We start from the raw sequence: 24,064 nt of genomic DNA on the forward strand, positions 1-24,064 counted from the left end.
TCGTTAATTTAGTGCCTTAACCGACTGTAATAACTGTACTGTCTCATATACAGGTAAACCTACAACGTTGCTATAACTTCCTTCTATACGAGGAATATAGCGTGCTGCAATCCCCTGAATAGCATAAGCACCCGCTTTACCTACAGGTTCGCCTGTCGCCCAATAACTTTCCATATCATCGAGACTTAATTGTTGAAACTCAACCTGCGTTCGTACCACTATACTTGATTTTTCTGTCATTGTACGTACGCAAACACCTGAAAACACATCATGTTTACGACCTGAAATACGTTGCCACATTTCAAAAGCATGTTGTTTAGATTCCGGTTTACCTAAAATCTGATGATCCACGCCTAAACTAGTATCTGCTGCGATAACAATAGCATCGGGAAATTGGTCCAAGACTGCTTGAGCTTTCGCACATGCCAGACGTTCTACATAAGCTGCAATGCCCTCACCTGCTACAACTGACTCATCAATCTCGGGACTAAAAACTTCAAACTCGAGTCCAAGTTGTTGTAGCAACTCACGACGGCGCGGAGAACTCGAAGCGAGAATTAAACGCGCCATTTTCTTAAGACAAAATAAATAACAGGGAAAACTAAAACGCTGCTCACTAGGGGCTGCCAGTGTCTTGCAATCGAAAATTGCAAACCGCCCATAATTTGAGCCATCCAGGTCATAAACAAATGCGCCAATACGGCCAAGAAACTAATGACCCATAGATTAGCAAAAGTCAAAATTCGTCGCTCGCGAGTTAAAAATCTGGTGATAAAAGTAATGATGACAAATGTTAAAGCATTCATTCCCAAGGGTGCATCTACCAGAAGATCGGTAAAGATACCCGTCGCAAAGGCAAACCAAATTCCACACCATGTTGGCTGACACATAGTCCAAAAGAGCACCACCAATAGCATGAATAATGGACGTGCACCTGAAATAGCATAGGACAATGGATAAACGATCAGGACTGAACAGATAATGACTGAAACAATAATCGCAATAAGCGGATCACGATGGTTTTCAGAGCGTAATTTAGCGAGTGACATAAGGTTGCTCCATCGCTAAAGAATCAGAAAAAAGCACCACCACATGATGTCCACCTGCCAATAGAGCGGCTGGAATGACTTCAATTTTGGCAAATTCACCCGTATTATGTCGATTCACTTTAGACACTGTTCCCACTAAATAACCCGCAGGGAAATGTGCACCTAAACCTGAGCTATACACTTTCTCACCGACTTTAATGTTGGCACTGGTTGGGACATATTCCATTTTCAAATGACCTAGATCACCCGTACCTGTCACAATGGCACGCATTCCGGTATGTTCTAAACGGACAGATAGAGAATGTTCTTTATCCGACAGCAACATGATGCGGCTACTGTGCGGATAGACATTGATAATTTGCCCCATAATGCCTTTGTCATCCAAAACCGTCTGACCGACTTTGAGCTGACTGCTTGCACCACGGTTAATCACAATAATATGTCTGAGTGGATCTGCATCGGTACCAATCACTTCTGCAATTTCCATCCGTCCATCAATAATGAGTGGCGTATCGAGTAAACCTCTTAGACGGGTATTTTCAGCAGAAAGTTCAGATAATTTTTGCAGACGCACTTGCGCCTGTAACAGCTCGGCTTGCATCGCGGTATTTTCACGACGTAACTGGGCTTCAGACTTGGTTTGTTGATTTAGCCATTCTCGCGATAACACTGGATAACTTGCTAAGGCATAAATCGGATTATATGCCGCATACAAGACATCACGTGCGGGCTGAATCACATGCGGTATGCGCCAGTTAAAAAACAGCACAACCAAACATGTGATGACCGCAATGATAAATGAGCGAAAAGATGGCGGTTGTCTAGAAAACAGATTTGTTTGCACCCGCCTGATCCTTAACTTAGCCTACAAATAGCATGTCATGATTTGGGTTATCAAAGAATTCTAAGACTTTACCACCACCACGCGTCACGCAAGTTAAAGGATCTTCTGCGACCACTACAGGTAAACCTGTTTCTTGTGCAAGCAGTTTATCGAGATTACGCAATAATGCACCACCACCGGTCAAAACAATGCCGCGTTCTGCAATATCAGACGACAATTCGGGTGGTGTTTGTTCAAGTGCAGATTTCACGGCCGACACAATATTTTGTAATGGGTCAGAAATGGCTTGCATGATTTCATCAGAAGTCACAGTAATTGCACGAGGCACACCTTCTGCCAGGTTACGACCACGAACTTCGATTTCGAGGGGTTTAGCGCCTTCATCCGGCAATGCCATTCCCACTTCTTTCTTAATCACTTCAGCAGTGGTTTCACCAATCACACAACCATGCGCTTTGCGTACATAGTTAATGATCTGTTCATCAAATACATCACCACCAATACGTAGCGAGTCTGCATAGACACAGCCTTGTAGAGAAATAATGGCAATTTCAGTGGTACCTCCACCTACATCTACCACCATCGAACCGCATGCCTGCTCAACCGGCATACCTGCACCAATTGCAGCAGCCATTGGCTCTTCAATTAAGCGAACATCACGCGCACCGGCATTGAATACTGCTTCACGGATGGCACGACGCTCAACCAGTGTCGATTTGCAAGGAACACACACCACAACACGCGGTGCAGGTGGAAATAGACGTCTTTCATGCACTTTACCAATAAACTGGTTCAGCATGGTTTCTGTTACTTCAAAATCGGCAATTACCCCATCTTTCATCGGGCGAATTGCAGAGATATTTGCAGGTGTACGACCCAGCATTTGCTTTGCATCAAGACCTACCGCGGCAACGATTTTCTGTGAACCACTGTGACGAATTGCCACAACCGTCGGTTCATTTAATATAATGCCTCGTCCTGGTGCATAAATAAGCGTATTTGCTGTACCTAAATCAATGGCTAGATCGGGCGAAAACAAGCCAATTAGTCTTTTTAGAATCACGGAGACGTTCTCGATTAAACTTTATGTGGACGCAAGGTGGCAACTTTAACTAAATGTGATGATTTGAACAAGTCAATCGCTTATTATAACGCACGATATTTTGAATTTTTTTAATACTGATCAGGTGATGTTATGTCTACAACGGATGCACAGCATTCTGCAGATTTAAATGCACAAACAGTTTCAGCAATCGCCAATCTTGCACGATTGTCGCTAGATGATACGCAATCTGCTGAATATGCTCAAAGTCTAAATAAAATTTTAGGCATGATGGAAACCTTAAAAGGCATTGACACCGACGGTGTTGAGCCACTTAAAAGCCCATTTGACCATCCCCAACCCTTACGTGAAGACGTGGTTTCTGAACAGAATCATCGCGATGAATATCAAGCGGTTGCACCTGCCGTGCAAGATGGCTTGTACCTTGTTCCACGCGTGATTGAATAATCTTTATTCAGTTAAATCATTTTATTAAATCAAACGTAAAGAATTATTTCTCATGACAGATTTACATCGCTTATCGATTCGTGAAATCACTGAGGGTTTAGCTCAAGCCAAATTCTCTTCTCGCGAACTCACTGAACATTATTTAAAACGCATTGAAAAAATTGATGCACAAGTCAAATCTTATGTCACTGTAACGCCCGAGCAAGCCTTGGCACAAGCAGATGCGGCCGATGCTCTGCGTCAAGCAGGCAACGCAAATGTACTTACAGGTGTACCGATTGCGCATAAAGATATTTTCTGTACCCAAGGCATTAAAACCACTGCCGGTTCTAAAATGCTGGACAACTTTATCTCTCCTTACGACGCCACCGTTGTAGCGAAAGGCAAAGCTGCGGGTCTGGTCACTTTAGGTAAAGTGAACATGGACGAATTCGCCATGGGCTCGACTTCTGAAAATTCTTACTATGGCGCGACTAAAAACCCTTGGAACTTGGACCATGTACCAGGTGGTTCATCAGGCGGCTCTGCATCAGCTGTGGCAGCGGACTTAGCACCCTTTGCAACGGGTACTGATACCGGTGGCTCAATCCGTCAACCTGCGTCATTCTGTGGCCTTACCGGGCTTAAACCGACTTACGGCCGTGTCTCGCGTTTCGGTATGATTGCCTATGCATCATCTTTAGACCAAGGCGGCCCAATGGCACGTTCGGCTGAAGACTGTGCCTACCTGATGAACGTGATGGCGGGTCATGATGCCAAAGATTCAACTTCGATGGATCAAGACGTTGATGATTACGTTGCGAACTTGAATGGTACATCGTTGAAAGGTTTACGCATTGGTATTCCTAAACAGTACTTTAATGTTGCCGGTTTGGCTGCTGACGTTAAAGCACGTGTTGAAGAATCATTGAAAAAACTGGAAGACATGGGCGCGACCTTGGTTGAGATTGATCTCAACATGACTGACGCTTATGTTCCGACCTATTACCTCATCGCCCCTGCTGAAGCATCGTCTAACTTACAGCGTTTTGACGGCGTACGTTATGGCTACCGTTGTGAAAATCCGGTTGATTTAACAGATTTGTACAAGCGTTCACGTTCAGAAGGCTTTGGCCCTGAAGTGCAACGTCGTATCTTGATTGGTACTTATGCGCTCTCTGCCGGTTATTACGATGCTTACTATGTAAAAGCTCAAAAAGTACGTCGTTTAATCCAGCAAGATTTCCTAAAAGCATTTGAATCTGTAGACGTGATTGCTGCACCTTCGGCGCCAACGACTGCCTATAAAATTGGTGCGAATCTGACACCAGTTGAAATGTATCTGGGTGATATCTACACCATCGCGGTGAACTTGGCAGGTCTTCCTGCGATTAACGCGCCTGTTGGTTTTGACCAAGACAACTTACCGGTTGGCTTGCAGTTGATTGGTAATTACTGGTCAGAATCTCAATTGTTGTCTGTGGTACACCAGTATCAACAAGCGACTGATTGGCATACCAAACGCGCTGCAATTGCTGAGGAGAACGCATAATGGCTCAAGCTCAAAACAATTCTACAAAAGCGGCTAAACCAAAATCACTGTTGATTGATGGCTGGGAAGTCGTCATTGGTATCGAGATTCACACTCAGCTTGCGACCAACTCAAAAATATTCTCTGGTTCTTCCACTGTTTTTGGTAATGATCCAAACACGCAGGCAAGCCTTGTAGACCTTGCAATGCCGGGCGTGTTGCCAGTACTCAACAAAGAAGTGGTAGATCTTGCGATTCGCTTTGGTTTGGGGATTGATGCCTACATCGACCAGGCTTCTGTATTTGCACGTAAAAACTACTTCTACCCGGATTCGCCTAAAGGCTACCAAATTAGCCAGATGGACAACCCGATTGTGGGCTTGGGTCATATCGACATTCAACTTGAAGATGGTACGGTTAAACGCATTGGCGTAACCCGTGCGCACCTTGAGGAAGATGCAGGTAAATCGATTCATGACCAGTTTGAAGGCATGTCAGGTATCGACCTCAACCGTGCCGGAACGCCTTTACTCGAAATCGTCTCTGAACCGGATATGCGTTCGGTTGAAGAAGCGGTTGCTTATATTAAATCAATTCACACGTTAGTGCGTTGGCTCGGTATTTCTGACGGTAACATGGCAGAAGGTTCATTCCGTTGTGACTGTAACGTGTCGTTACGTCGTCCGGGTCAACCCTTCGGTACGCGTTGTGAATTGAAAAACCTCAACTCATTCCGTTTCATTGAACAAGCGATCAATGTTGAAATTGAGCGTCAAATGGAAATTTTGGAATGGGATGGCACCATTGATCAGGAAACGCGTTTGTTCGATCCAGTGAAAATGGAAACACGTTCGATGCGTTCTAAAGAAGAAGCGAACGATTACCGCTACTTCCCTGACCCAGACTTGTTGCCTGTGATTATTGCAGACGAACAAATCGAAGCGGCACGTGCTGCGTTACCTGAATTACCTAAAGCGCGTCGTGAGCGTTTTGTCGCTGACTTTGGTGTAACTGAGTACGATGCGCACGTTCTTACGCTTACTCGTGAAATGTCTGAATTTTACGAAGATGTGGTTAAGGCTGCGGGCGGTGCTGCACAAGGTAAAGTGTCTGCAAACTGGGTGATGGGTGAATTCTCGGCTGCCTTAAACAAAGCAGGCCTAGATTTAGCTGACACTCCTGTAACTGCGGAAAAACTTGGCGGTATGATCGCGCGTATTGTGGATAACACCATTAGCGGCAAGATCGCGAAACAGGTGTTTGGCTTTATGTGGGAAGAAGGCAAAACTGCGGACGAAATTATTGCGGAAAAAGGCTTGAAACAGGAAACTGATACAGGCGCGATTGAAGCGATTATTAAGGAAGTGCTTGCTGCGAACGAGAAGATGGTTGAAGAGTTTAAATCTGGTAAAGAGAAAGCCTTTAACGGTCTTGTTGGTCAAGTGATGAAAGCATCACGTGGTAAGGCAAACCCTGCTCAAGTAAATGAGTTAATGAAGAAATTGATTGGTTAAGCTGATCAGTTTTGAAAAAGAAAACCCGCTTTAGAGCGGGTTTTTATCATATTAAATCCAAAAAACTTTGATCTTCTTGTTGATTGATCTCTATTTTAGATTGTTGAAGTTCGTCTTGGAAATGATTATAAATTTGTAGTAATTCTTGATTAGCCTCCTTACGGAAATATTTTGTAACTTTAGTTACCTCAATATCTTTATCTAAAACAGGAATGCTATGAAGAAACCTATTAACTCCATAACTTCCTAAATTAATAAATACGGCTGTTGATATTTTTTTTGAAATCAATTGCTCATATATCAATGTATACAAATAGCTATTAAAACTTCTTGCTAATTTTTTTGAAATATCAACTATTTTAATTGTAAGTTCCACATATTTCTTTAACTCTCCATCATAACCATCTTGTACTTCGTCATCGCTTGGAATTTCCCAATCCTCATGCAAATCAACATGTATACAAGATTTAAAAGCCAAAAATGTCGGGAATATTTCAAAAAATGTTTCTAAAGCTGGTCTAAACAAATATTTTTTAAATCTGTAATTATCAATTTCTGATAGAAAACTGATTTCAGATTTATATACAGAACTTTTCTCATTTAATAAGTTATATGTTCTTTCAGCTAAATCTTGTGGTCGTTTTTTAAAAAATGAAGCAACAAAGAACTCCTGAATAGATCTATGGATAAAACTATAATTATTACCATCACGAATAATTAAACAAAGGTTTTTACTCACATCTTCTAATAAAGCTGAGGGATTTTCCTGTTGAAATCTTTTTAATATTGATTGCCTTATACAAGCTAATAATGCCTGCCTATTTTCAAATACAAGAGTTTTATTGTTTTTTGATATAAAACATAAGGTTTCAAACCATTCTTGTAATTCACTTTCATTTAAATTACTTTTAAACTCTCTTTGATAACCCGGCTTAGTACGATCATGTTTGTATATCAATACACTGAATAATTCTTCATAAAACTTTGACATACTGTCTGGAATTACTAATTTTGCCCTATATGTCATTACAAAAAGAGTGACCATTAATGGTGTTGATAATAATTCATCAACTTTTAAAGGACTTTCTTTTAAAGCTTTTAGTAAATTGTTAAAAGCATCATCATCTTCAACTAACTTCCTTGTTAGCCCTATCCTTTCATCGTCTTTATAAGGCCTTATACATAATACTTTAAAATAATTACTGGACTGAATTGCATTGTCTGGTCTAGAACTTATAACTATTTGTGTCATAGGATATTGTTGACAAATTCCTTCTAGATCTTTTATTACATTCGGAACATCTTTAGCTTTTAATTCATCAAAACCATCAAGTAACAAAACTATTTTTCCTGACTTCAATACCCAATCTAAAAGTTCGTCACTAACAGAAAATACCCAAGAATTAATAGCTTCTTTAATAAAGCCTAGAATTTCTCCCTCTTTATTTATCTTTCTTAGTTCAATAAAGATAGGAATTCGCTTCAATCCTTCATACTCTTTAAAGGATAAATATCTAAGTAGAATTGATTTTCCCTGTCCCGCAACCCCTTCAATCACAAAATTTTTAGAAGTTATATCTGAAATACTATCTGCTTTCCTATACCCTTGATCGCTATCAATATATGGGGGATAGTAAAAACTATTAAGATCAATAGCTTCATCCCCCTTATAAATTGTTTTTACCTTTTTAATATTTTCAATTTTTAATTCTATTTTTCCACTAATATCATTGAGTCTTTGCTTTTCTAAATGAAATTTAGTTTGTTGTTTGAGGTAGTCATATAAATCATTCAAAGGTTTATTTATAACTTTTATAATTCCTAAGGATAGTGGTTCAGCCATATTTCTACTCAAATGTAATTTTTTAATTGTTTAACCTTACCAAAATCAATAAATTAATTAAATACTTACTTGTATTGTATTGTATTGTATTCTAATAAAATCAATAACTCGACTTAGAGATTTTGGGTTTATTCACCTCTAATTTTTTTATGCGCATTTTTTAGAATCTCTCTAAATCTCCCTTTAGAAAAGGAAGACTTTGTCATGTGATTAATTTGATACGCGAAGTTCCCTCTCTTTTTTAAAGGATGAGGGTAATTACGCGCAAGGGAGAGGTAATTACTTCCCTCTCAACTCACCCAACTTATTCCATACATCGGGCGTCAAAAACGTCATCACCAATTTATTTAAATCCACATAGCGAATCACGCCTTTTAACTGCCCCTTTACCTCAGGATTCTTGAGTATTTCCTCACCTGTAATTTGTCCAAGCTCCTGAAAACTATCGCCTACCGCTTGCACTCCTTCAGCAGCAATTACGGCTTTGGTCTGACTCGAACATTGCTCTACCAATATGCGCTGTAAAACCGTAGCTAGATTTTTATCGAGTTGATCTTTCTGCACATCGGTCACATTGCTATAGGCTTTTAAGTCAGGATGTGTGGACAACGCCACAAAGGTCCATTGCAATACGGTCTTTTTATCGGTTGCAGTGGTCGACTTCACCAGACAGTTACTTAGCTGATCGACTGTTGGCCCTGCAATAGCAATTTGAGTTGTACCCATCAAGGCAATTGCCATCAACCCCCACCGAATTTTAGCTGTAAATCTGCTACGGATAATATTAATTTGGCGTGACATAAGCGAATCTCTCATTAACAATCAGCTACTTTGTATCATAGACTCTCGCTTTGTCCCTGTTATTACTCTGTAACCTGAACCATTCTTACATCAATTGAAAAAGACCGGCACCCAGATTTGGTACAAATGTGAAGTTGATATTAGACATTTCCTTTGCTTAGCAATTTTTTAAAATGCTGCATTAAAGGAAGTACACGTGATGGCATCCCCAAGATATATTTTGAGGATGCAAAGCAAAGGATTGAGCAAGAATGAAGAATATAATCCTAGTTTAGCTGCCGAAGCATATGCTTCGCTCCCGCATGATTGTAATTATTGGACAGGTTTTGCAAAATCTTGACCGCCTGCGCTTTGGAATTGGCAAAACGACTGCTATAACTCGGTACACTGGTTAAACAACGTGCCACCAGCATTCCAGACTCAGTATAAACTTTGGTTCCATCTGTTCCCTGTAACTTGCCGTAGTTATAAGCACGTTGTGCATTATTACAGGCAGCCACCTGATTTTTACCACTATTTAAATCACGGCGTGCCGCAACATAAGATTTGAGCTGGTGCTGCTGTGATGTCTCCACAACTTGTACAGCCTGTTTTACTGGCAATTCAGGCGTAGGCTTGGTTTCTTTTTTAGTTTCAACCTCTTTTTTAACCTGCATCTCTTTTGGAGGCATGGTTTTAATCGCTGTATTTTTGGCCGTCTGATTATTTACATTGGTTTTTTTTGCAGCAGAACTATTTGAAGAATTGGCACTGGAATAAAATTTTTGAGCGTCTGAAGCCGTCATTATTTTAGTTTGAAGCGCAACCGTACGCGCTTCGCTGCCATCCTCTAATTTACGCTCAGAAACCGGTTCAATAGAGACAATCCAGCTTTGCCCATCACTTTGCACACATTTATAGGCACCTAGGCCTTGCTTGACGCTGCTATAGCTTGATAACAGTTTTTTATCCCATTGATTCTTTACTAAGTTCATTGAACTTTTATATAAAAGAGAGAATTTTCCACCCTTGGCAGTACAATAATTATTTAAATATTTTCTTGGATATAAAGCTTGCGGTTCTTTATTGCCTTGCTTGGGCCCCCAATAATAGACATATTCTTTAGCCCGACCGTTGGCAGCATTAATATTTTTTTGAACAATCAGTTCCTGCGGCGAAGCAAAATTCTGAGCTGAATCCGAGCTTAAACTGCCCAGACTTGTACAGCCATGTAAAGCGATGCCCACTCCACCAATCAAGATTAATGTTCTGAAATTCACGTATCAATTCTCAATTATGCCGTGTTAATGAAAATATATGAAAAGCCTCAAAATAACAAACTCATAACTTTGATTTCATTATTGATTTTACTGAATTGTTTTTTGATTTTTTATTCAAAATGGCTCATAAATTGCCAATTTTTAATGGTTTTGGATTGATAGTTTGAACTGCATAACAGTTCAGTCAAACTTTTAAAAATCTGATCATGGGTTTAAGTAAATTTATCTGCCAAGCCATTCGGCACTTTCAATTATGATCGGACGAAGTAACCGCTATTTTGATCACCGTTTTTTTATCTTCTTGCACCTCTATTTATTCAAACATCCCCCGAAGGAGCAATACATGCTTCGAACCAAGATTTACTTCAATGTATTGTCCTCTACAGGATGTAGTTACCTTACGACAGATTCAATCAAATCTAAATTCCAAACCCCACCCACAGCTAAGCCCTTACACATGCCTGACCAGCGGTCTATGGTCTGCACAAAGGCTTTTCCATCCCAAATCCATTCGCTCATCGCCCAACAATCGCCTACGCCACGTCCCTTTTGTGAACTTCCTATTTCACCATCACCAAACTCCGACGCAGATTCTGTCACAAAAGTCGCCTTACCTTTTAAAGACTCATTTATCACCCAAGCCCCATACCCTTCGTTATACGCCCCGCGCCAGCACAGGGTTGTGGCTAGAACTTTATGATTAGACAGCTGATACAACTCGATCGCTTGTGGTGTTGCACCTTGTTCCGTATAAATGCCCTCACAAAATGCATGACCATCTTGCAGTTCAGGCTGAGCCGCCAATAAAACTGTATGCAAGGCTTTGTACTGTTTCGCATTCGGCTGAAGTGTTAAATACGGTTTAGTGGCAGTTTTCACTTTTTTTACCAGCAGTTTCGGCTGTGCAGTTAATACTTTTGCTTCATTTGCCGACCCTTTTTTTACCAATGCACCCACTGTCCCGATACGCTTTTGAAAATCATCCATTTTCAATAATGAAGCGGTCATGCCAGTATCGGAAACCTGCCATGAGTAATGCATATTTTTAAACACGATTTTTACGTTTTTCTTCACTTGTTGTAATAAGCCATTCACTTGCTTGGCATTCAGTGTGCCCATCAAAGGTTCATTGGTTCCGTTCAGATGAATCACCCCCAAGTCTTTACCGTTGATATAAAAGTGAATATTTTTAAGCTTCTTTTTATCCAAGCTTTGATCATAATCCGACAAGGCAAATTCAGCCTGAACCGCCTGTTTTGCCCCCGCTTTACGGGTCAATAAAATGGATGCGGGCATATCTTGGCTAAGGTCATCCTGATAACCTGCGGCACGGCAAGTTCCTGTATTGCTACAGTAGATTTCCCATTCTTGATTTGAAAAAAATGTTCCCCGAATAACGTCTGCAAAAACAAAGGGGCTGACCAGAGAAACACAACCGAGAGAAATTAAACTGTAGAGAACTTTCATCTTTTTTTATCCCAGCCTTTTTTATCAATATACATCTTAATCAGGAAAATCAGTGTGACTGAATCATTTCAAAATACTTTTATTCATCTCTTCAAATACCTAACCAAGCGAACTCATCTTGCTACACTATGCAGCCTATTTAAAAAATTAAAATCAAAAAGCCTACATCATGAAGCGGGCTTTTATTCCAATTCAAATTACTTATGCAAAGTCGACTCGAATGCTCTTAAACGCTTATAAATTGAAAGCAGTTCAATAATCGTTGGCCATGATTCAATTAAATACTGGAATGACTCACGTACCTTACCGAATACATTGGCAATCTGCATCATTAGACCGAGCGTGATTGTACCCGCAGCAATACTTGGGAATAACACGAATAAACCGTACAGATTATCCAGTTGCATATACCAGATACGTACCATATTAAAATAGGCGTAGTGGAAATATAAACGGAAATAGTTAAAACGAACTCTGCTAAATAATTCTTTTAAAGTCAGCGGATCGGCACGGTCAGCATAATCTTCCCCATACACCAGTTCTTTACGGTATGCGGCTTCCACCTTTTGGTTATTAAACTCTAAGCCTGGTAATTTATAACCCACTACCATCAGCACCACTGTTCCCAAAACTGCCCAACTAATGGCAGCCCAGACCAACGCATAAGGGATTTCTCCCACTATCGGCAGTTGTTTCACATGCGATGATAACTGCAATAACACTGGTAAAAATGCCATTAAAGTCATTAGGGCTTGAATAAAACTCACCCCCAAACTTTCTGTAGTCTTGGCAAAGCGCATGGTGTCTTCCTGAATACGCTGCGAAGCCCCTTCAATATGCCTTAACTGTTCCCAATGCGCGGTGTAATAATCATTCATCGCGGTACGCCAACGGAAAATGTAATGACTGACAAAGAACAGGTTAAATACTGCAATGGTGACATACACCATGGCAACATACAGGAAGGTCATGGTTTCACTGTAGAGTAAATTGACATCTCCACCGCCACTGCCGAGCATTTTCTGGATCAAGTCATAAAATGGGCTGTACCAGGCATTCACTACAACATTGACTTGTACTGAAAACCAGATATTAAACAGAATAAAGGCAGAACCCCAGACTGACCATCCTTGCCACGGATTGCTGGATTTAAACCGCCAGAACAGGGCAAAAATAACTGTTGAGACAAGAAACCACAGATAAAACCATAAAAATGAAGGGGTCCAAAAGCGACTTACACCGATAGGCAATTCCGCCTCATGATAACCGGGTGCAAAGCCTAAAAATGTTCCCCAACTATTTCCACCGGAATACCACAAAGCCACATTGATTAAAAACCAAAGCACCAACGACAAAAAGAACCATTTCGGGTTCGGAAAAAAAGATTTAAACATTGCGTATGGGTATTCCTTTATTTTTTAATTTACAACCTAAGTCATCCACTCAGACTAAACAGATTTTTAACCCCATGGATGAATCCGCCATTATTCTATTATTTTCATCTTTGTAACAACTTATTCACTGTTTGGGAAATGTTTTTACGCGTGAATCAGGTTAAACAACCCGACATTTCAATAAACAATGTGTACTTTTAGATTAAACCATCAATGAAATTTCCATCATTTCGCCTCATCATAGATACCAATTCCCAAGAAAACAAAATTAAATTTCTCAGAATCAAATTCTTAGAGATAATGCAAAATAATCATATTTAACCCGACTTCAACAATATATTCACATCTCCAAGATACCGAAGCAGCATTGAAAACCGAAATATTACATCTTATGACGAATTAGGCTAATACTCATAAATTAAAACAATATTAAAAAAAATATCCAATTATTTAATCAGTTGCACTTTTTGTGAAATTAAGGGGGAATTATAAAAAAATTTAAAAAATAGAATGATAAAATTTAATAAATTGGCAATTTTCTTTTTAATGCGTATATCACATAAAAATTCTATCTTATTTTTTTTGATTTAATTCTCAATGCTGATAAAATTGGTTAAATATTTATCAAATCATGGTATTATTTAATTACATTCTCACTACTGCTCGGGGAAGCAAAATGGACAATTTAGTTATCGAGTTATTAGAACCAATCATTCTAAAAAAAGAAAATTGCAATCCTTTGGTTTTTGAACAAGGTACTATCTTAAAGGTCCTGATGCATACACCTACCGGCCTGTTGGTATCTGATGATTCAAATTTCAATTTTACCGTTTCTTTAAATGATAAAAATAAAGTATGGCGTGAGCTATAAATCTTAACTCGTCCTTTCCAAGCATAAAAGGTTGTATTGTACGGTCTAAATTTGAGTACAATTCCCCTAATCTCAAGCTTAAGATTATATTATTTTCAATTTATTATAATAAGTTCGACCTATTCTGGTGTGGTTATTTTAAATCGCACCAGAGCGTTTCATCTGTTTAGCAATTTCTTTTATTTTAAGCTTCTTCTATACGCTGACTATGCAAAACTGCAAGCTGACTTAGTTTACTTGCTTCAAAGCAAAATTTTAATTCATCGCATCGGTTTATATAGCTAACTACTCTTTTAACAAATAAAAGTGATCTTTCATTTATAGATAATAATTAAAAAAAGTTAATTCATTGTTAACTAGATATATGAAGTATTTTTTTATTTCATCTTAAATCATTTTATAAATAAAAACTGACTGAACCGTGTAATTTAACTCAATGTTCTTAAGCCAAGTCCACTCTAATTTTAGGCTTCCACCCTCATGAATTGCTCGATTTCTAAATCAACTGAGAAATTTCAGGTGAATTATTCAATATTTGATGTTGTTTCAATTTTCTATATCCACACAAATAGACTGTATTAAACTTTATTTTAAGAAAGCTTTGAATCTAGATAAATACACTATCCTGTGTTTGGATAGCGTACTTGATGGGATTTTTTTAGAGCTTCGCTTCAGTGAATTTCAAATCAATAGCATTCAATTTAATGATATTTATTTAATTATTTTCTAAGTGTGCTCATAAAACTCGCAACCGAAAACAGCCAAATAAACAAGATAAAACTGCGTTCTTTGCTGAAATGACTGACATTGGTTCCATGCAAAATATTATGACGGGTCATGGTCACTGTTGAGCTGCTATCCATTTTATAGGCGTTAATTTCAGCAAAATAAACATTCAGTTCACAGGCAATTTTAGTCTTATGCCACAAGCTCTTTATTTCATGCCCTTTTAAACCCGGGACAATTTTGTAGACATCAACAAATTTGGTCTGGTTCTGTTTCAAGAAACCGCGTTCAATTAAAACATCAGTCAACAAGCCTTCCAATTGAGCATACAAAAGTGGGATACATCCTGAAAAAAACTGCATCTCATACAGTTTAAACACTTCTTGAATCACTAAACGGCGCTGTGCTTTATTGTCGGCATCAATCTCTAAAGCATCAAAGGCTTGAAGCAGTTCAGCCTGGAAATAATCGGTATTGATCACCTCTAAAAGATTGAAACTTGCCACATCATCTTCATGTTGACTGACCAGGCTCCAGATATGAATCAGGTTTAATGCATCATTGGCAAATTTTGCATCGACCGGTTGATCCAGATCATCGGCAAGTACATCAAAATAAGCTTCAACTTGAGCATGTTGACGTAATGCTTGGATTAAATGCGTATGTTCACCCGCAGACATTTCCTGAAGGTATTGCTCGGCATTTTGCAATATACCTTTCCCGAGTTTGTTTTGAGCATTCTGATTTTGTGGAATTCGGGTCACTTCTCGGTCGAAATCATCTAAATCAAAATCATCATCAATCATGGGCTTACTACTCATTCACATCTGTATAGCTTGGTATTATCGCTGTTATTGATAAGCGAATATATAAAAATCTACTTTTGAAAAGAATTCAGCTAATCCCTTGTGCAACATGCATTGAACTCAGGTAAAATCGATCACCTTGCATAATATACGAATGAGAGAGTTATATCCGTGCGTAATATCTTAGTCACTAACGCCCTTCCTTACGCCAATGGCCCCATTCACATGGGTCATTTACTCGGTTATATCCAGGCTGATATCTGGGTTCGTGCCATGCGTGCAATGGGTCATGATGTGACTTATGTCTGCGCGGATGATGCTCACGGTACGGCAATCATGCTTCGTGCTGAAGCAAACGGTATTTCACCTGAAGCGCAAATTGCCAATGTACAAAAAGAACATATCCGTGACTTTGATGGTTTCAGTGTCCATTTTGACCATTATGACTCGACCAATAGCGAAGAAAATAAAAATCGCTCCTCTGAGATTTACATTAAAAATCGTGAAGCAGGCAATATTGCAGTTCGTCCAGTCAAACAATTGTTCGACCCTGAAAAAGGCATGTTCTTGTCGGATCGTTTCATTAAAGGCACCTGCCCGAAATGTAAGGCGGAAGATCAGTACGGCGACTCATGTGAAGTTTGCGGTACAACTTATAATGCAACTGAATTATTGAATCCAAAATCGACTTTAAGTGGTGCCGCACCTGTAGAGAAATCTTCAGATCATTATTTCTTTAAACTGCCAAACTTTGCTGAATACCTGCAAAAATGGACGCGTGACGAAGGTCGCCTGCCTGTATCTATTGCAAACAAACTGGATGAGTGGTTTGAAGCGGGCTTAAACGATTGGGATATCTCTCGTGATGCACCGTATTTCGGTTTTGAAATTCCAGATGCGCCAAACAAATACTTCTACGTTTGGGTAGACGCGCCAATTGGCTACATGTCGAGTTTTGAAAATTACATCAAAACTAAACGCCCAGAATTAAACTTCAATGATTACTGGAAAAAAGACTCTGAAAATGAGGTGTATCATTTCATTGGTAAAGACATCGTGTATTTCCATGCCTTGTTCTGGCCGGCAATGCTTGAAGGTGCAAACTACCGTACGCCATCTGGTTTATTCGTCAATGGTTTCTTGACTGTAAACGGTCAAAAAATGTCGAAATCTCGTGGTACGTTTATTAAAGCCGAAACCTATTTAGAGCATTTAAGCCCTGAATATTTACGTTACTATTTCGCTTCTAAACTTTCTGACAAAGTTGAAGATTCTGACTTGAACCTTGATGATTTCGTGCAAAAAGTGAATTCAGACTTGGTTGGTAAAGTGGTCAACATTGCCAGCCGTTGTGCGAAGTTTATTAACACCAAGTTTGATAACAAGCTAAGTGCAACTTGTGCAGAGCCTGAACTCGTTCAAAGCTTTATTGATGCAGGTAGCTCAATTGCACAAAACTATGAAGCACGTGAATTCTCTGCTGCGATTCGTGAAATCATGGCATTGGCTGACAAAGCGAACCAGTATATTGATGAGAAAAAACCGTGGGCGCTTGCAAAGCAGGAAGGCCAAGAACAGCAAGTTCATGACGTATGTTCTGTCGGTATTAACTTATTCCGCCAATTGGCAGTTTACTTAAGCCCAGTTCTTCCTACGTTGGCTGAACAAGTTCAAGACTTTTTACAACTTGAAAGCTTTAACTTTGAATCTCGTAAAGACATTTTGGTGGGTCATGAAATTGCATTGTTCCAACCATTGATGCAACGTGTCGATCCGAAAGCTGTGGCTGCAATGGTAGATGCATCTAAAGATTCTTTAGCTGCTGCTGAACCTGTAAAAGTTGAAAAGAAAAAAGAGAAGAAAGCTGCCTCGACGAAATCTGAACCTAAAGTCGGTGAAGCTGAAATCATCACAATTGATGACTTTGTGAAAGTTGACTTACGTGTGGCTGAAGTTTTGGAAGCTGCAACGGTTGAAGGTTCTGACAAACTTCTTCAATTAACTTTAAATGTCGGTGAAGCTGAGCCGCGTAATGTATTTAGCGGTATTCGGGAGTTCTATGAGCCTCAAGACCTGAAAGGCAAATTGGTGGTAATGGTTGCGAACCTTGCACCACGTAAGATGCGTTTTGGTATTTCAAACGGTATGGTGTTAGCTGCAGGTAATGGCGACGGTGTTTGGGTGATTTCACCTGAATCTGGTGCTAAACCGGGTGATAAAGTGTCTTAATTGCAACTTTAAACCTAATTAAAAAAATCCCCTCGATTGGGGGGATTTTTTTATTGCTGAGGACTTATCGAATTCTGTGAAAAATTTGGAGATCTTGGTCCATATAACAAACCTTTTTGCTGATTCAAACGTGGTGAATACAACAATTGACTCACCGTACCTGATAGTACATAAGCCTTATCACTTAAATGATTCGAAATTTGATCCACCAAAGCACCAACCAACATACCCACTAAACCAGCATTATTATTGCTATTAGCAAGGATCTGCTTTTCTGAACCTTCCCAAAGAAGTTGACCAGTTTTTAAATCAACCAATTTAGCTTCTACAGCAACCGTAGCAACCGTTTGAATTACTTGATACTTAGAACCATACTCTTTTACTTTCACATATAGAGCAGCATCAGCACCAAAAATTTCTTGTAGCTTTTGGGTACTTACTGTTTGAGCATCAGAACCGTTATAAATACCATTTTCCTTAAACATCGTATCGACAATGCTAATAGGGAAAACGTAATAACCTGCCTCTGCAACAGGAACAGTTACTGTTGACCAATAACTGTAGGTTGCACGTGTATCTGGTGATTCGTTTACAGGTGGCATCACCAAAATAGACTTTGGCATATGCGCGGTATAGCTGCTTAAATCACGCGTATTTTTAGGTGCAACCGCACAACCTGTAAATAACAATGTTACTGCACTTAAAGCGAATAAACGTTTTAACTGTTTCATTTTTTCGCTCCTGCAGCAGTAGTTTGACCTGTCATTTTTTTCAGTAAACGATCCATCAATACAGTTGATTCTGGATAAACCTGACGCTCTAACTCAAAATACTCTACTGCTCGCGGACCATTATTCAGATTTAAATTTAACAGCCCTAAATGTGCATATAAACCGGGGGGCACAGCCGCATTTTTAGCTTTAGCCTTTTCTATATCTTTTTCAAGTTTAGCAATCTGCTCTTGAGGAGATGTCTTTTCAGGAACACTTAACAACAAATAGTTTTGTTGCGGATATGTTCCCCAACTATATAAAGATTGGGGACCACTTGCACACCCAACCAAACTTAGTGACATCACAGCACCAAGTAATAAAAATATATTTTTCACGGAATAATCCTATTACTTGTTAGACCATTTATTGGTTTGAACATCTAAAACAAGATTATTCACTGCTTCACGTACTGCTAAATCTAAAACCTTACCGTTTAAAGTTGAGTCATAAGATGCGGTTGAACCAAAACCAAGCACTTCACGCTCACTTAACGCATACTCGCCTGCACCTTGTACCGAGTGCACCACTTCTGCAGTTTTCACATCAACGACATTAAGATTAACTTTTGCGTAAGCGATTTGCGTTTTACCACGACCTAATACACCAAATAATTGGTGATCACCCACTTCTTTACGCCCAAATTCAGAAACGTCACCTGTTAATACAAAACGCGCGCCTTTGATGGATTGAGTTGATTTTCCAAATCCTGCTTCTTGTTGTAATTCAGATAAATTATCACGGTTTAAAACAGAGAAATAACCCGTTTGCTGTAAATGAGTTTCTAAAATTGTTTTTGCTTGTCCCCCTAGACGATCTACATTGTCAGAAAAAATACCGCGCATATAGCTTGAACGGTTATCAAATTTCCCAATAGAAACTGCAGTTTTAGCGCCCGTATATTTTACTGATGCCGTGGCAGCCGTTACTTGTGGTGCTTGTATTGTTTTTGAGGTTTCAGTTGTTGAACACGCTGTTAAAGCTAAGCAGGTTAAAGAACAAATGAATAAAGTTTTTTTCAAAATAGTAATTCCTTAGACTAAAAAATTCTTATTAATTCGAGAATAATATTAACAATAAATACACAGTATCTCTACAAAATTAATAATATTAATTTTTTATAGAGGTGTGTTAAATTTTTCTTCAATTCACTTAAATAATTAATTTTTCTTTTTTTATTATCAACTACAATTGCTCTCTCACCGATTATATTCGATAGGCAACTGTAATAAATAATCTTTTTCTTTGTAAAAGAGATATAGAGCCCCTTCTTTAAAAGTGAGTTTTTAAAATTATATACGCGGTTATTAAATAAAATATTTTCTATCCATTATGTATAAAACCCCACTCAAAAATATGCTAAAAAATACATGTCTCCTAAACTAAAAAATGATCATGAAAATGCTAAATACAAAAATTGCGATGACTATGTTGGCTCTGAGTACATGTATACCTATACCCCAAGCTCAAGCTGTAGAAACAAAATCCATCGCCCATCAAAAACAAGTTCCCGGCTTTTACCAACACCAATTGGGCAATGTACAAATCACCGCCCTGCTGGATGGTACTAATTACCTTTCTCCCGCTCTATTTAAAGGCATTCCGGCAGGAGAAATGACAAAGATCTTAAAAAAATATTATGCGGATCAAGCTAAAGGTGTACAAACCTCGGTAAATGCTTTTCTGGTCAATACCGGTTCAGGACTGGTTTTGGTGGATAGCGGTTCATCGAGCTGTAACGGTCCAAATTTTGGTTCAGTACACAAAAACCTTATTGCGGCAGGTTACAAGCCAGAGCAAGTGGATACTATTTTACTGACTCACTTACATCCTGATCATGTTTGTGGGATTAGCAATCAAGGTATAGCCAGTTTCCCGAATGCCACGGTCTATGTAGCCGATACGGAAGCAAACTATTGGCTAAATCCAAAGCAAGTATCGAAGCTACCCCAAGATAAACAAGCCAGGTTCAAACAAACGGTAGAGAAGATTCAGCAAGCGATTGACCCCTATCAAGCCAATAAACATTTTAAAACCTTTAAATTAAGTGACAAAATCAAAGGCTTTGAAGTGATCAGTACTGCAGGGCATACACCGGGGCATATGAGCTTTGCATTCAAGTCTGGTCAGGCAGAAATTGTGTTTATTGGAGATATTGTCCATTCGCATAGCATCCAGTTTGATCGCCCCGAAACGGCTATAGATTTCGATGTAAATTCGAAAAAAGCTGTGCAAACACGTTTAGCACAGTTTGCTCATTTAGCTAGAAATGGACAGACCGTAGCTGCACCGCATTTACCTTTCCCGGGTATTGGACATATTTACTCTAAAGACGGTAAGAGCTATGAATGGATTCCGGTGCATTTCAAAGATTGATTAAAAAAATCCCTTCAATTGAAGGGATTTTGATTTTGTCTGCGTTTCAATTGTCTGCTGAACTTAAAATAGCATTTGATATTTCATCGGCAATGTAGCGCTTCCGCCCAGTCTGTTTTGCTTTAAATAAATTTTGATCCACCAGATTCAAAAAGTGTATTTTGTCATTATTTTCTGTAGGGATAATACTTTTAACCCCCATACTTAAAGTGACATTTTCAGAAATAGGTGAAGCCCGATGCGGAAGATGAGCCTGATCCATTATGTGAAGAATCTTTGTCGCAACTTGAATTGCATCCTCTAAAGGTGTTTCTGGCAATACAATGGCAAATTCTTCTCCGCCATAGCGCGCTACTAAATCACGCGGACGGACACAGCAACTTTCCAGCATCTGTGCAATCTGCTTAATACAGGCATCACCAATAATATGCCCGTTAAAATCATTGTATTGCTTAAAAAAGTCGATATCGATCAAAATCAACGAGAATGGCTTTTGCTCACGTATTGCGTTGTACCATTCGCGCGAATAAAAATCGTCAAATAAACGGCGGTTGGCAATCTCCGTTAAACCATCCTTATAGGAAAATTCTTCCAGTTTGCGGTGTAAGCTATGTAATTCTTCTTCCTTTTTTTTCCGGTCAGAAATATCAAACATAAAACCGACTAAACTTTCAACTTCACCATTTTCCTTGCGTACCACATGGACGACGTCACGAATCCAGCAATAACCACCCGTGGCCTTCAATGCTCGATAATCAGCTTCATGATCTATACCTGCAATGGATTGCGATACGCAAAAATTCAGGACATGATCACGATCATCCCGATGCATCCGGTCTGCCCAGTCCTGTACCGACTTCCAGGAATCCTGTTTCCAACCCAGTAACTTTTCAATTTGAGGGCCAATATAACTAAACTGTTTCGTTGCCCAGTCTATGCTCCAAGGTATCGCTAAAGTTGACTCTAATAATGTTTTATAAAACATGTCATTCGACAATTGATGCTCATCAAACGGATTATTCGGCATAGAATTACTCTAATTTTGAATGCGCAAAAAATGTCATGGCATGCTCTAATTTTGCCCTATAAGACATTTCAATACGCTCTTGATTATTAACCTACTTAAAGCAGGTTTCCCCAATAAAAATTGCTTTTCGCAACTGAGCATTTTTATATTTCAACATGATTAATTATTATACAATTTCTCTCAAAGAAGAAAATATATCCTTTTGGGTAATTGATTTATTTTCAAAGCCATCAAAAATTGCACATACAGCAAGTACATAGCATCAATTTTCTGAACTATTCCAAATAATCATCAGGACCACCACATCAACAATCATGAAAAATATTGTCTACTTTCAAATCCGGTCTTCAAACCCAGAAAGAGATATCAATTTTTATCAGGCTATTTTTAGCTGGAAATTTAGCAAGATTGAAGATCTGCCTATCGAGTATTAGCCGATTGAAACCGAAAACATGTCGGGTAGCTTGCTGAAACGCCCTGCAGGAGTTCCTCCGACTCATTGTGAAACCAATACTTATACCTGTTCTGTACTGGTTAAAAATTTCGATGAAACATCGAAAAAAATTCTTGAGACCGGTGGTCAAATCGCCATGCCTAAATTTACGATTTCAGGACGTTGCTGGCAGGGATATTTTCTCGACTTAGATCAAAGCACCTTTGGACTTGTTGCAGCAGATGAAAAAGTTAAATAAAAAAACCTGAAACTTGAAGGAACTAACATGAATCAAGCGACCTTACCCGAGATGAATTACAGAATAAGTCGCAGCATTTATGGTAATTTATAGCCTGATTATCCATTAGGATTGGGGCATTCATGGCAGTTCATTTTTTTCACACTTCTGATTGGCACTTGGGGCAGTTTTTTCACAATCATGAACGGGAATATGAACATCAGCAATTTCTGCGCTGGCTACTCGAACAAATCAAAGAAAAACAACCGAATGCCTTACTCATTGCGGGGGATATTTTTGATGTCATCAATCCCGCCTCCAGTGCTCAAAAACAACTTTATCAATTTTTAGCCGATGCCCATAATCTGGCTCCGCATATGCAAACCTTGATGATCGCAGGGAATCATGATTCCGGTTATCGCATTGAACAAGTCGAACCTTTGTTGGCCAAATACAAGGCTAAAGCAGTCGGAGTTATCGCGAGAACCCCTGATAATCGCTTAGACCTTGACCGCTTATTGGTGCCCATTTATAACTGCGATCAAGAGATTGTTGCCTGGTGCTTAACTTTGCCTTATCTGCGCAGTGCTGAAATTACCGGCATTAATGAACATACCACCAACAGTCAAAATGCGATTGCCTATTTGCATCAACAGTTAATTGCTGAAGCCAAAGCGCTTAAAACCAAAGATCAAGCGCTGATCTTAATGTCGCATGCGCATATGCAAGGTGGTGAAACCTCGGACTCTGAACGTCCGATTGTGGTCGGTAATGAAGAAGCTTTGTCTACAGTATTATTTGATGAGGTGATTGATTACGTGGCCTTGGGGCATTTACATAAACCGCAAAAAGTCGGTCAAACGCATATCCGTTATAGCGGTTCGCCTATTCCGTTGTCATTTAGTGAAATGCATTATCCCCATCAAGTGGTTGAAGTTCACATTGACTGTGAAAAAAATGAAGCTGAACGTTTTCAATGCTCAGCTTTAAGCATTCCAAGAACTGTAGATTTATTCCGGATTCGAGAAGAGCTAAATCACTTATTTGAAAAAATTAAAACCTTACCCGAAGGTGAAATCAAGCAACTGTCTGCACGCCATTTTCTTGAAGTCGAGTACACCACCGATTCACCGCCCCCGGTAGATTTACGTCAGCAAATTGAAGCAGCACTGCCGCCGAATCGTTATCGCTTACTACGGATCAGCCGGATTTATCAAAAACAAAATGATAAGGAAAATGCCACTTCTAAAATTGATTTGGCTCCTCCCACTCCAGAATCCTTATTTATTAATATTTGGGAAAAAATGGGCAATAAAGCCGATACCTCGGTGCAGCGTGATTTTCAGCAGTTGCTAATAGAAGCTCAGCATGAACTTGACCAAAAGCAACAGGCTTAA

Annotated in this window: 21 protein-coding genes and 1 pseudogene; 8 read left to right on the plus strand and 14 right to left on the minus strand. The window is 39.3% G+C overall.

What is annotated here, in order from left to right:
• Positions 1-3: 3 nt before the first annotated feature.
• From ACP69Y_RS06520 to ACP69Y_RS06535, 4 genes are read right to left on the minus strand one after another with little or no spacing between them, the layout of a single operon-like run.
• Positions 4-570 carry a Maf-like protein gene (locus tag ACP69Y_RS06520; protein WP_425917196.1) on the minus strand — a complete coding sequence of 189 codons (567 nt, stop codon included), beginning with the start codon at positions 568-570 and terminating at the stop codon, positions 4-6.
• Positions 558-1,049: a rod shape-determining protein MreD gene (gene mreD, locus ACP69Y_RS06525; protein ID WP_425917198.1), complete on the minus strand. Its 492-nt coding sequence runs from the start codon at positions 1,047-1,049 to the stop codon at positions 558-560. The genes ACP69Y_RS06520 and mreD overlap by 13 nt, the downstream gene beginning before the upstream one ends.
• Positions 1,036-1,893, minus strand: a complete 858-nt coding sequence (mreC, locus tag ACP69Y_RS06530; RefSeq protein WP_425917200.1) for a rod shape-determining protein MreC — start codon at positions 1,891-1,893, stop codon at positions 1,036-1,038. Before mreC ends, mreD begins: the two co-directional genes overlap by 14 nt.
• Before the next feature lie 16 nt (positions 1,894-1,909).
• Positions 1,910-2,956 (minus strand): rod shape-determining protein, encoded by a 1,047-nt coding sequence (locus tag ACP69Y_RS06535; RefSeq protein ID WP_425917202.1) that lies wholly within the window; start codon positions 2,954-2,956, stop codon positions 1,910-1,912.
• Positions 2,957-3,088: 132 nt separating this feature from the next.
• Between ACP69Y_RS06535 and gatC the strand changes: the two genes are divergently transcribed.
• Genes gatC through gatB form a run of 3 tightly spaced genes read left to right on the plus strand, consistent with a single transcriptional unit; the run spans position 3,089 to position 6,427 of the window.
• Positions 3,089-3,403 carry an Asp-tRNA(Asn)/Glu-tRNA(Gln) amidotransferase subunit GatC gene (gatC, locus tag ACP69Y_RS06540; protein ID WP_131215074.1) on the plus strand — a complete coding sequence of 105 codons (315 nt, stop codon included), beginning with the start codon at positions 3,089-3,091 and terminating at the stop codon, positions 3,401-3,403.
• A 52-nt stretch (positions 3,404-3,455) separates the two neighbouring features.
• Positions 3,456-4,934 (plus strand): Asp-tRNA(Asn)/Glu-tRNA(Gln) amidotransferase subunit GatA, encoded by a 1,479-nt coding sequence (gene gatA / locus ACP69Y_RS06545; protein ID WP_425917204.1) that lies wholly within the window; start codon positions 3,456-3,458, stop codon positions 4,932-4,934.
• Positions 4,934-6,427, plus strand: coding sequence for an Asp-tRNA(Asn)/Glu-tRNA(Gln) amidotransferase subunit GatB (gene gatB, locus ACP69Y_RS06550; RefSeq protein ID WP_425917206.1), 1,494 nt, complete (start codon positions 4,934-4,936; stop codon positions 6,425-6,427). The genes gatA and gatB overlap by 1 nt, the downstream gene beginning before the upstream one ends.
• A 46-nt stretch (positions 6,428-6,473) precedes the next feature.
• Here the strand turns inward: gatB and ACP69Y_RS06555 are convergent, their stop codons facing one another.
• The 5 genes from ACP69Y_RS06555 to sbmA all read right to left on the minus strand — a co-directional run bounded on the left by ACP69Y_RS06555 (position 6,474) and on the right by sbmA (position 13,191).
• Positions 6,474-8,270, minus strand: a complete 1,797-nt coding sequence (locus tag ACP69Y_RS06555) for an NACHT domain-containing protein (protein ID WP_425917208.1) — start codon at positions 8,268-8,270, stop codon at positions 6,474-6,476.
• 279 nt (positions 8,271-8,549) lie between these two features.
• Positions 8,550-9,071 (minus strand): hypothetical protein, encoded by a 522-nt coding sequence (locus ACP69Y_RS06560; protein ID WP_425917210.1) that lies wholly within the window; start codon positions 9,069-9,071, stop codon positions 8,550-8,552.
• A gap of 266 nt (positions 9,072-9,337) precedes the next feature.
• Positions 9,338-10,330 (minus strand): hypothetical protein, encoded by a 993-nt coding sequence (locus ACP69Y_RS06565; RefSeq protein ID WP_425917212.1) that lies wholly within the window; start codon positions 10,328-10,330, stop codon positions 9,338-9,340.
• A gap of 393 nt (positions 10,331-10,723) precedes the next feature.
• Entirely contained in the window at positions 10,724-11,797 is a 1,074-nt protein-coding gene (locus ACP69Y_RS06570) for a DUF1176 domain-containing protein (protein WP_425917214.1), read from the minus strand.
• A gap of 197 nt (positions 11,798-11,994) precedes the next feature.
• Positions 11,995-13,191, minus strand: a complete 1,197-nt coding sequence (sbmA, locus tag ACP69Y_RS06575; protein ID WP_425917216.1) for a peptide antibiotic transporter SbmA — start codon at positions 13,189-13,191, stop codon at positions 11,995-11,997.
• 676 nt (positions 13,192-13,867) lie between these two features.
• Here sbmA and ACP69Y_RS06580 point away from each other — a divergent pair.
• Entirely contained in the window at positions 13,868-14,062 is a 195-nt protein-coding gene (locus ACP69Y_RS06580; protein ID WP_425917218.1) for a hypothetical protein, read from the plus strand.
• Between the two features lie 719 nt (positions 14,063-14,781).
• Here the strand turns inward: ACP69Y_RS06580 and ACP69Y_RS06585 are convergent.
• Positions 14,782-15,594, minus strand: coding sequence for a hypothetical protein (locus ACP69Y_RS06585; protein WP_425917285.1), 813 nt, complete (start codon positions 15,592-15,594; stop codon positions 14,782-14,784).
• A gap of 171 nt (positions 15,595-15,765) precedes the next feature.
• Here ACP69Y_RS06585 and metG point away from each other — a divergent pair, with 171 nt between their 5' ends.
• Positions 15,766-17,823: a methionine--tRNA ligase gene (metG, locus tag ACP69Y_RS06590; protein WP_425917220.1), complete on the plus strand. Its 2,058-nt coding sequence runs from the start codon at positions 15,766-15,768 to the stop codon at positions 17,821-17,823.
• Positions 17,824-17,873: 50 nt separating this feature from the next.
• Here metG and ACP69Y_RS06595 read toward each other — a convergent pair whose 3' ends face one another.
• From ACP69Y_RS06595 to ACP69Y_RS06605, 3 genes are read right to left on the minus strand one after another with little or no spacing between them, the layout of a single operon-like run.
• Complete coding sequence (locus tag ACP69Y_RS06595) at positions 17,874-18,554, minus strand: DUF799 domain-containing protein (protein ID WP_425917222.1); 681 nt, start codon at positions 18,552-18,554, stop codon at positions 17,874-17,876.
• Positions 18,551-18,898 carry a DUF4810 domain-containing protein gene (locus tag ACP69Y_RS06600; protein ID WP_425917287.1) on the minus strand — a complete coding sequence of 116 codons (348 nt, stop codon included), beginning with the start codon at positions 18,896-18,898 and terminating at the stop codon, positions 18,551-18,553. Before ACP69Y_RS06600 ends, ACP69Y_RS06595 begins: the two co-directional genes overlap by 4 nt.
• 45 nt (positions 18,899-18,943) lie before the next feature.
• Positions 18,944-19,615, minus strand: coding sequence for a CsgG/HfaB family protein (locus tag ACP69Y_RS06605; RefSeq protein ID WP_425917224.1), 672 nt, complete (start codon positions 19,613-19,615; stop codon positions 18,944-18,946).
• Between the two features lie 373 nt (positions 19,616-19,988).
• Between ACP69Y_RS06605 and ACP69Y_RS06610 the strand changes: the two genes are divergently transcribed.
• Entirely contained in the window at positions 19,989-20,969 is a 981-nt protein-coding gene (locus ACP69Y_RS06610; RefSeq protein ID WP_425917226.1) for an MBL fold metallo-hydrolase, read from the plus strand.
• A gap of 46 nt (positions 20,970-21,015) precedes the next feature.
• Here ACP69Y_RS06610 and ACP69Y_RS06615 read toward each other — a convergent pair whose 3' ends face one another.
• Complete coding sequence (locus ACP69Y_RS06615; protein WP_425917228.1) at positions 21,016-21,996, minus strand: sensor domain-containing diguanylate cyclase; 981 nt, start codon at positions 21,994-21,996, stop codon at positions 21,016-21,018.
• 314 nt (positions 21,997-22,310) lie between these two features.
• Here ACP69Y_RS06615 and ACP69Y_RS06620 point away from each other — a divergent pair.
• Together ACP69Y_RS06620 and ACP69Y_RS06625 are read left to right on the plus strand one after the other, a co-directional pair.
• A pseudogene (locus ACP69Y_RS06620) lies at positions 22,311-22,688 on the plus strand (VOC family protein).
• A 122-nt stretch (positions 22,689-22,810) separates the two neighbouring features.
• Positions 22,811-24,064, plus strand: a complete 1,254-nt coding sequence (locus ACP69Y_RS06625) for an exonuclease SbcCD subunit D C-terminal domain-containing protein (protein ID WP_425917230.1) — start codon at positions 22,811-22,813, stop codon at positions 24,062-24,064.

Source organism: Acinetobacter sp. TSRC1-2 (assembly GCF_049895885.1).
Classification (GTDB): Bacteria; Pseudomonadota; Gammaproteobacteria; order Pseudomonadales; family Moraxellaceae; genus Acinetobacter.

Bases quoted from the DNA above. Each gene is read 5' to 3' on its own strand.
- ACP69Y_RS06595 (WP_425917222.1), bottom strand. From the start codon at position 18,554: ATGAAACAGTTAAAACGTTTATTCGCTTTAAGTGCAGTAACATTGTTA.
- sbmA (WP_425917216.1), bottom strand. From the start codon at position 13,191: ATGTTTAAATCTTTTTTTCCGAACCCGAAATGGTTCTTTTTGTCGTTG.
- gatB (WP_425917206.1), top strand. From the start codon at position 4,934: ATGGCTCAAGCTCAAAACAATTCTACAAAAGCGGCTAAACCAAAATCA.
- gatA (WP_425917204.1), top strand. From the start codon at position 3,456: ATGACAGATTTACATCGCTTATCGATTCGTGAAATCACTGAGGGTTTA.
- ACP69Y_RS06585 (WP_425917285.1), bottom strand. From the start codon at position 15,594: ATGATTGATGATGATTTTGATTTAGATGATTTCGACCGAGAAGTGACC.
- ACP69Y_RS06625 (WP_425917230.1), top strand. From the start codon at position 22,811: ATGGCAGTTCATTTTTTTCACACTTCTGATTGGCACTTGGGGCAGTTT.
- ACP69Y_RS06580 (WP_425917218.1), top strand. From the start codon at position 13,868: ATGGACAATTTAGTTATCGAGTTATTAGAACCAATCATTCTAAAAAAA.
- mreD (WP_425917198.1), bottom strand. From the start codon at position 1,049: ATGTCACTCGCTAAATTACGCTCTGAAAACCATCGTGATCCGCTTATT.
- ACP69Y_RS06615 (WP_425917228.1), bottom strand. From the start codon at position 21,996: ATGCCGAATAATCCGTTTGATGAGCATCAATTGTCGAATGACATGTTT.
- ACP69Y_RS06570 (WP_425917214.1), bottom strand. From the start codon at position 11,797: ATGAAAGTTCTCTACAGTTTAATTTCTCTCGGTTGTGTTTCTCTGGTC.
- ACP69Y_RS06520 (WP_425917196.1), bottom strand. From the start codon at position 570: ATGGCGCGTTTAATTCTCGCTTCGAGTTCTCCGCGCCGTCGTGAGTTG.
- ACP69Y_RS06555 (WP_425917208.1), bottom strand. From the start codon at position 8,270: ATGGCTGAACCACTATCCTTAGGAATTATAAAAGTTATAAATAAACCT.
- ACP69Y_RS06600 (WP_425917287.1), bottom strand. From the start codon at position 18,898: ATGTCACTAAGTTTGGTTGGGTGTGCAAGTGGTCCCCAATCTTTATAT.
- ACP69Y_RS06560 (WP_425917210.1), bottom strand. From the start codon at position 9,071: ATGTCACGCCAAATTAATATTATCCGTAGCAGATTTACAGCTAAAATT.
- gatC (WP_131215074.1), top strand. From the start codon at position 3,089: ATGTCTACAACGGATGCACAGCATTCTGCAGATTTAAATGCACAAACA.
- ACP69Y_RS06610 (WP_425917226.1), top strand. From the start codon at position 19,989: ATGAAAATGCTAAATACAAAAATTGCGATGACTATGTTGGCTCTGAGT.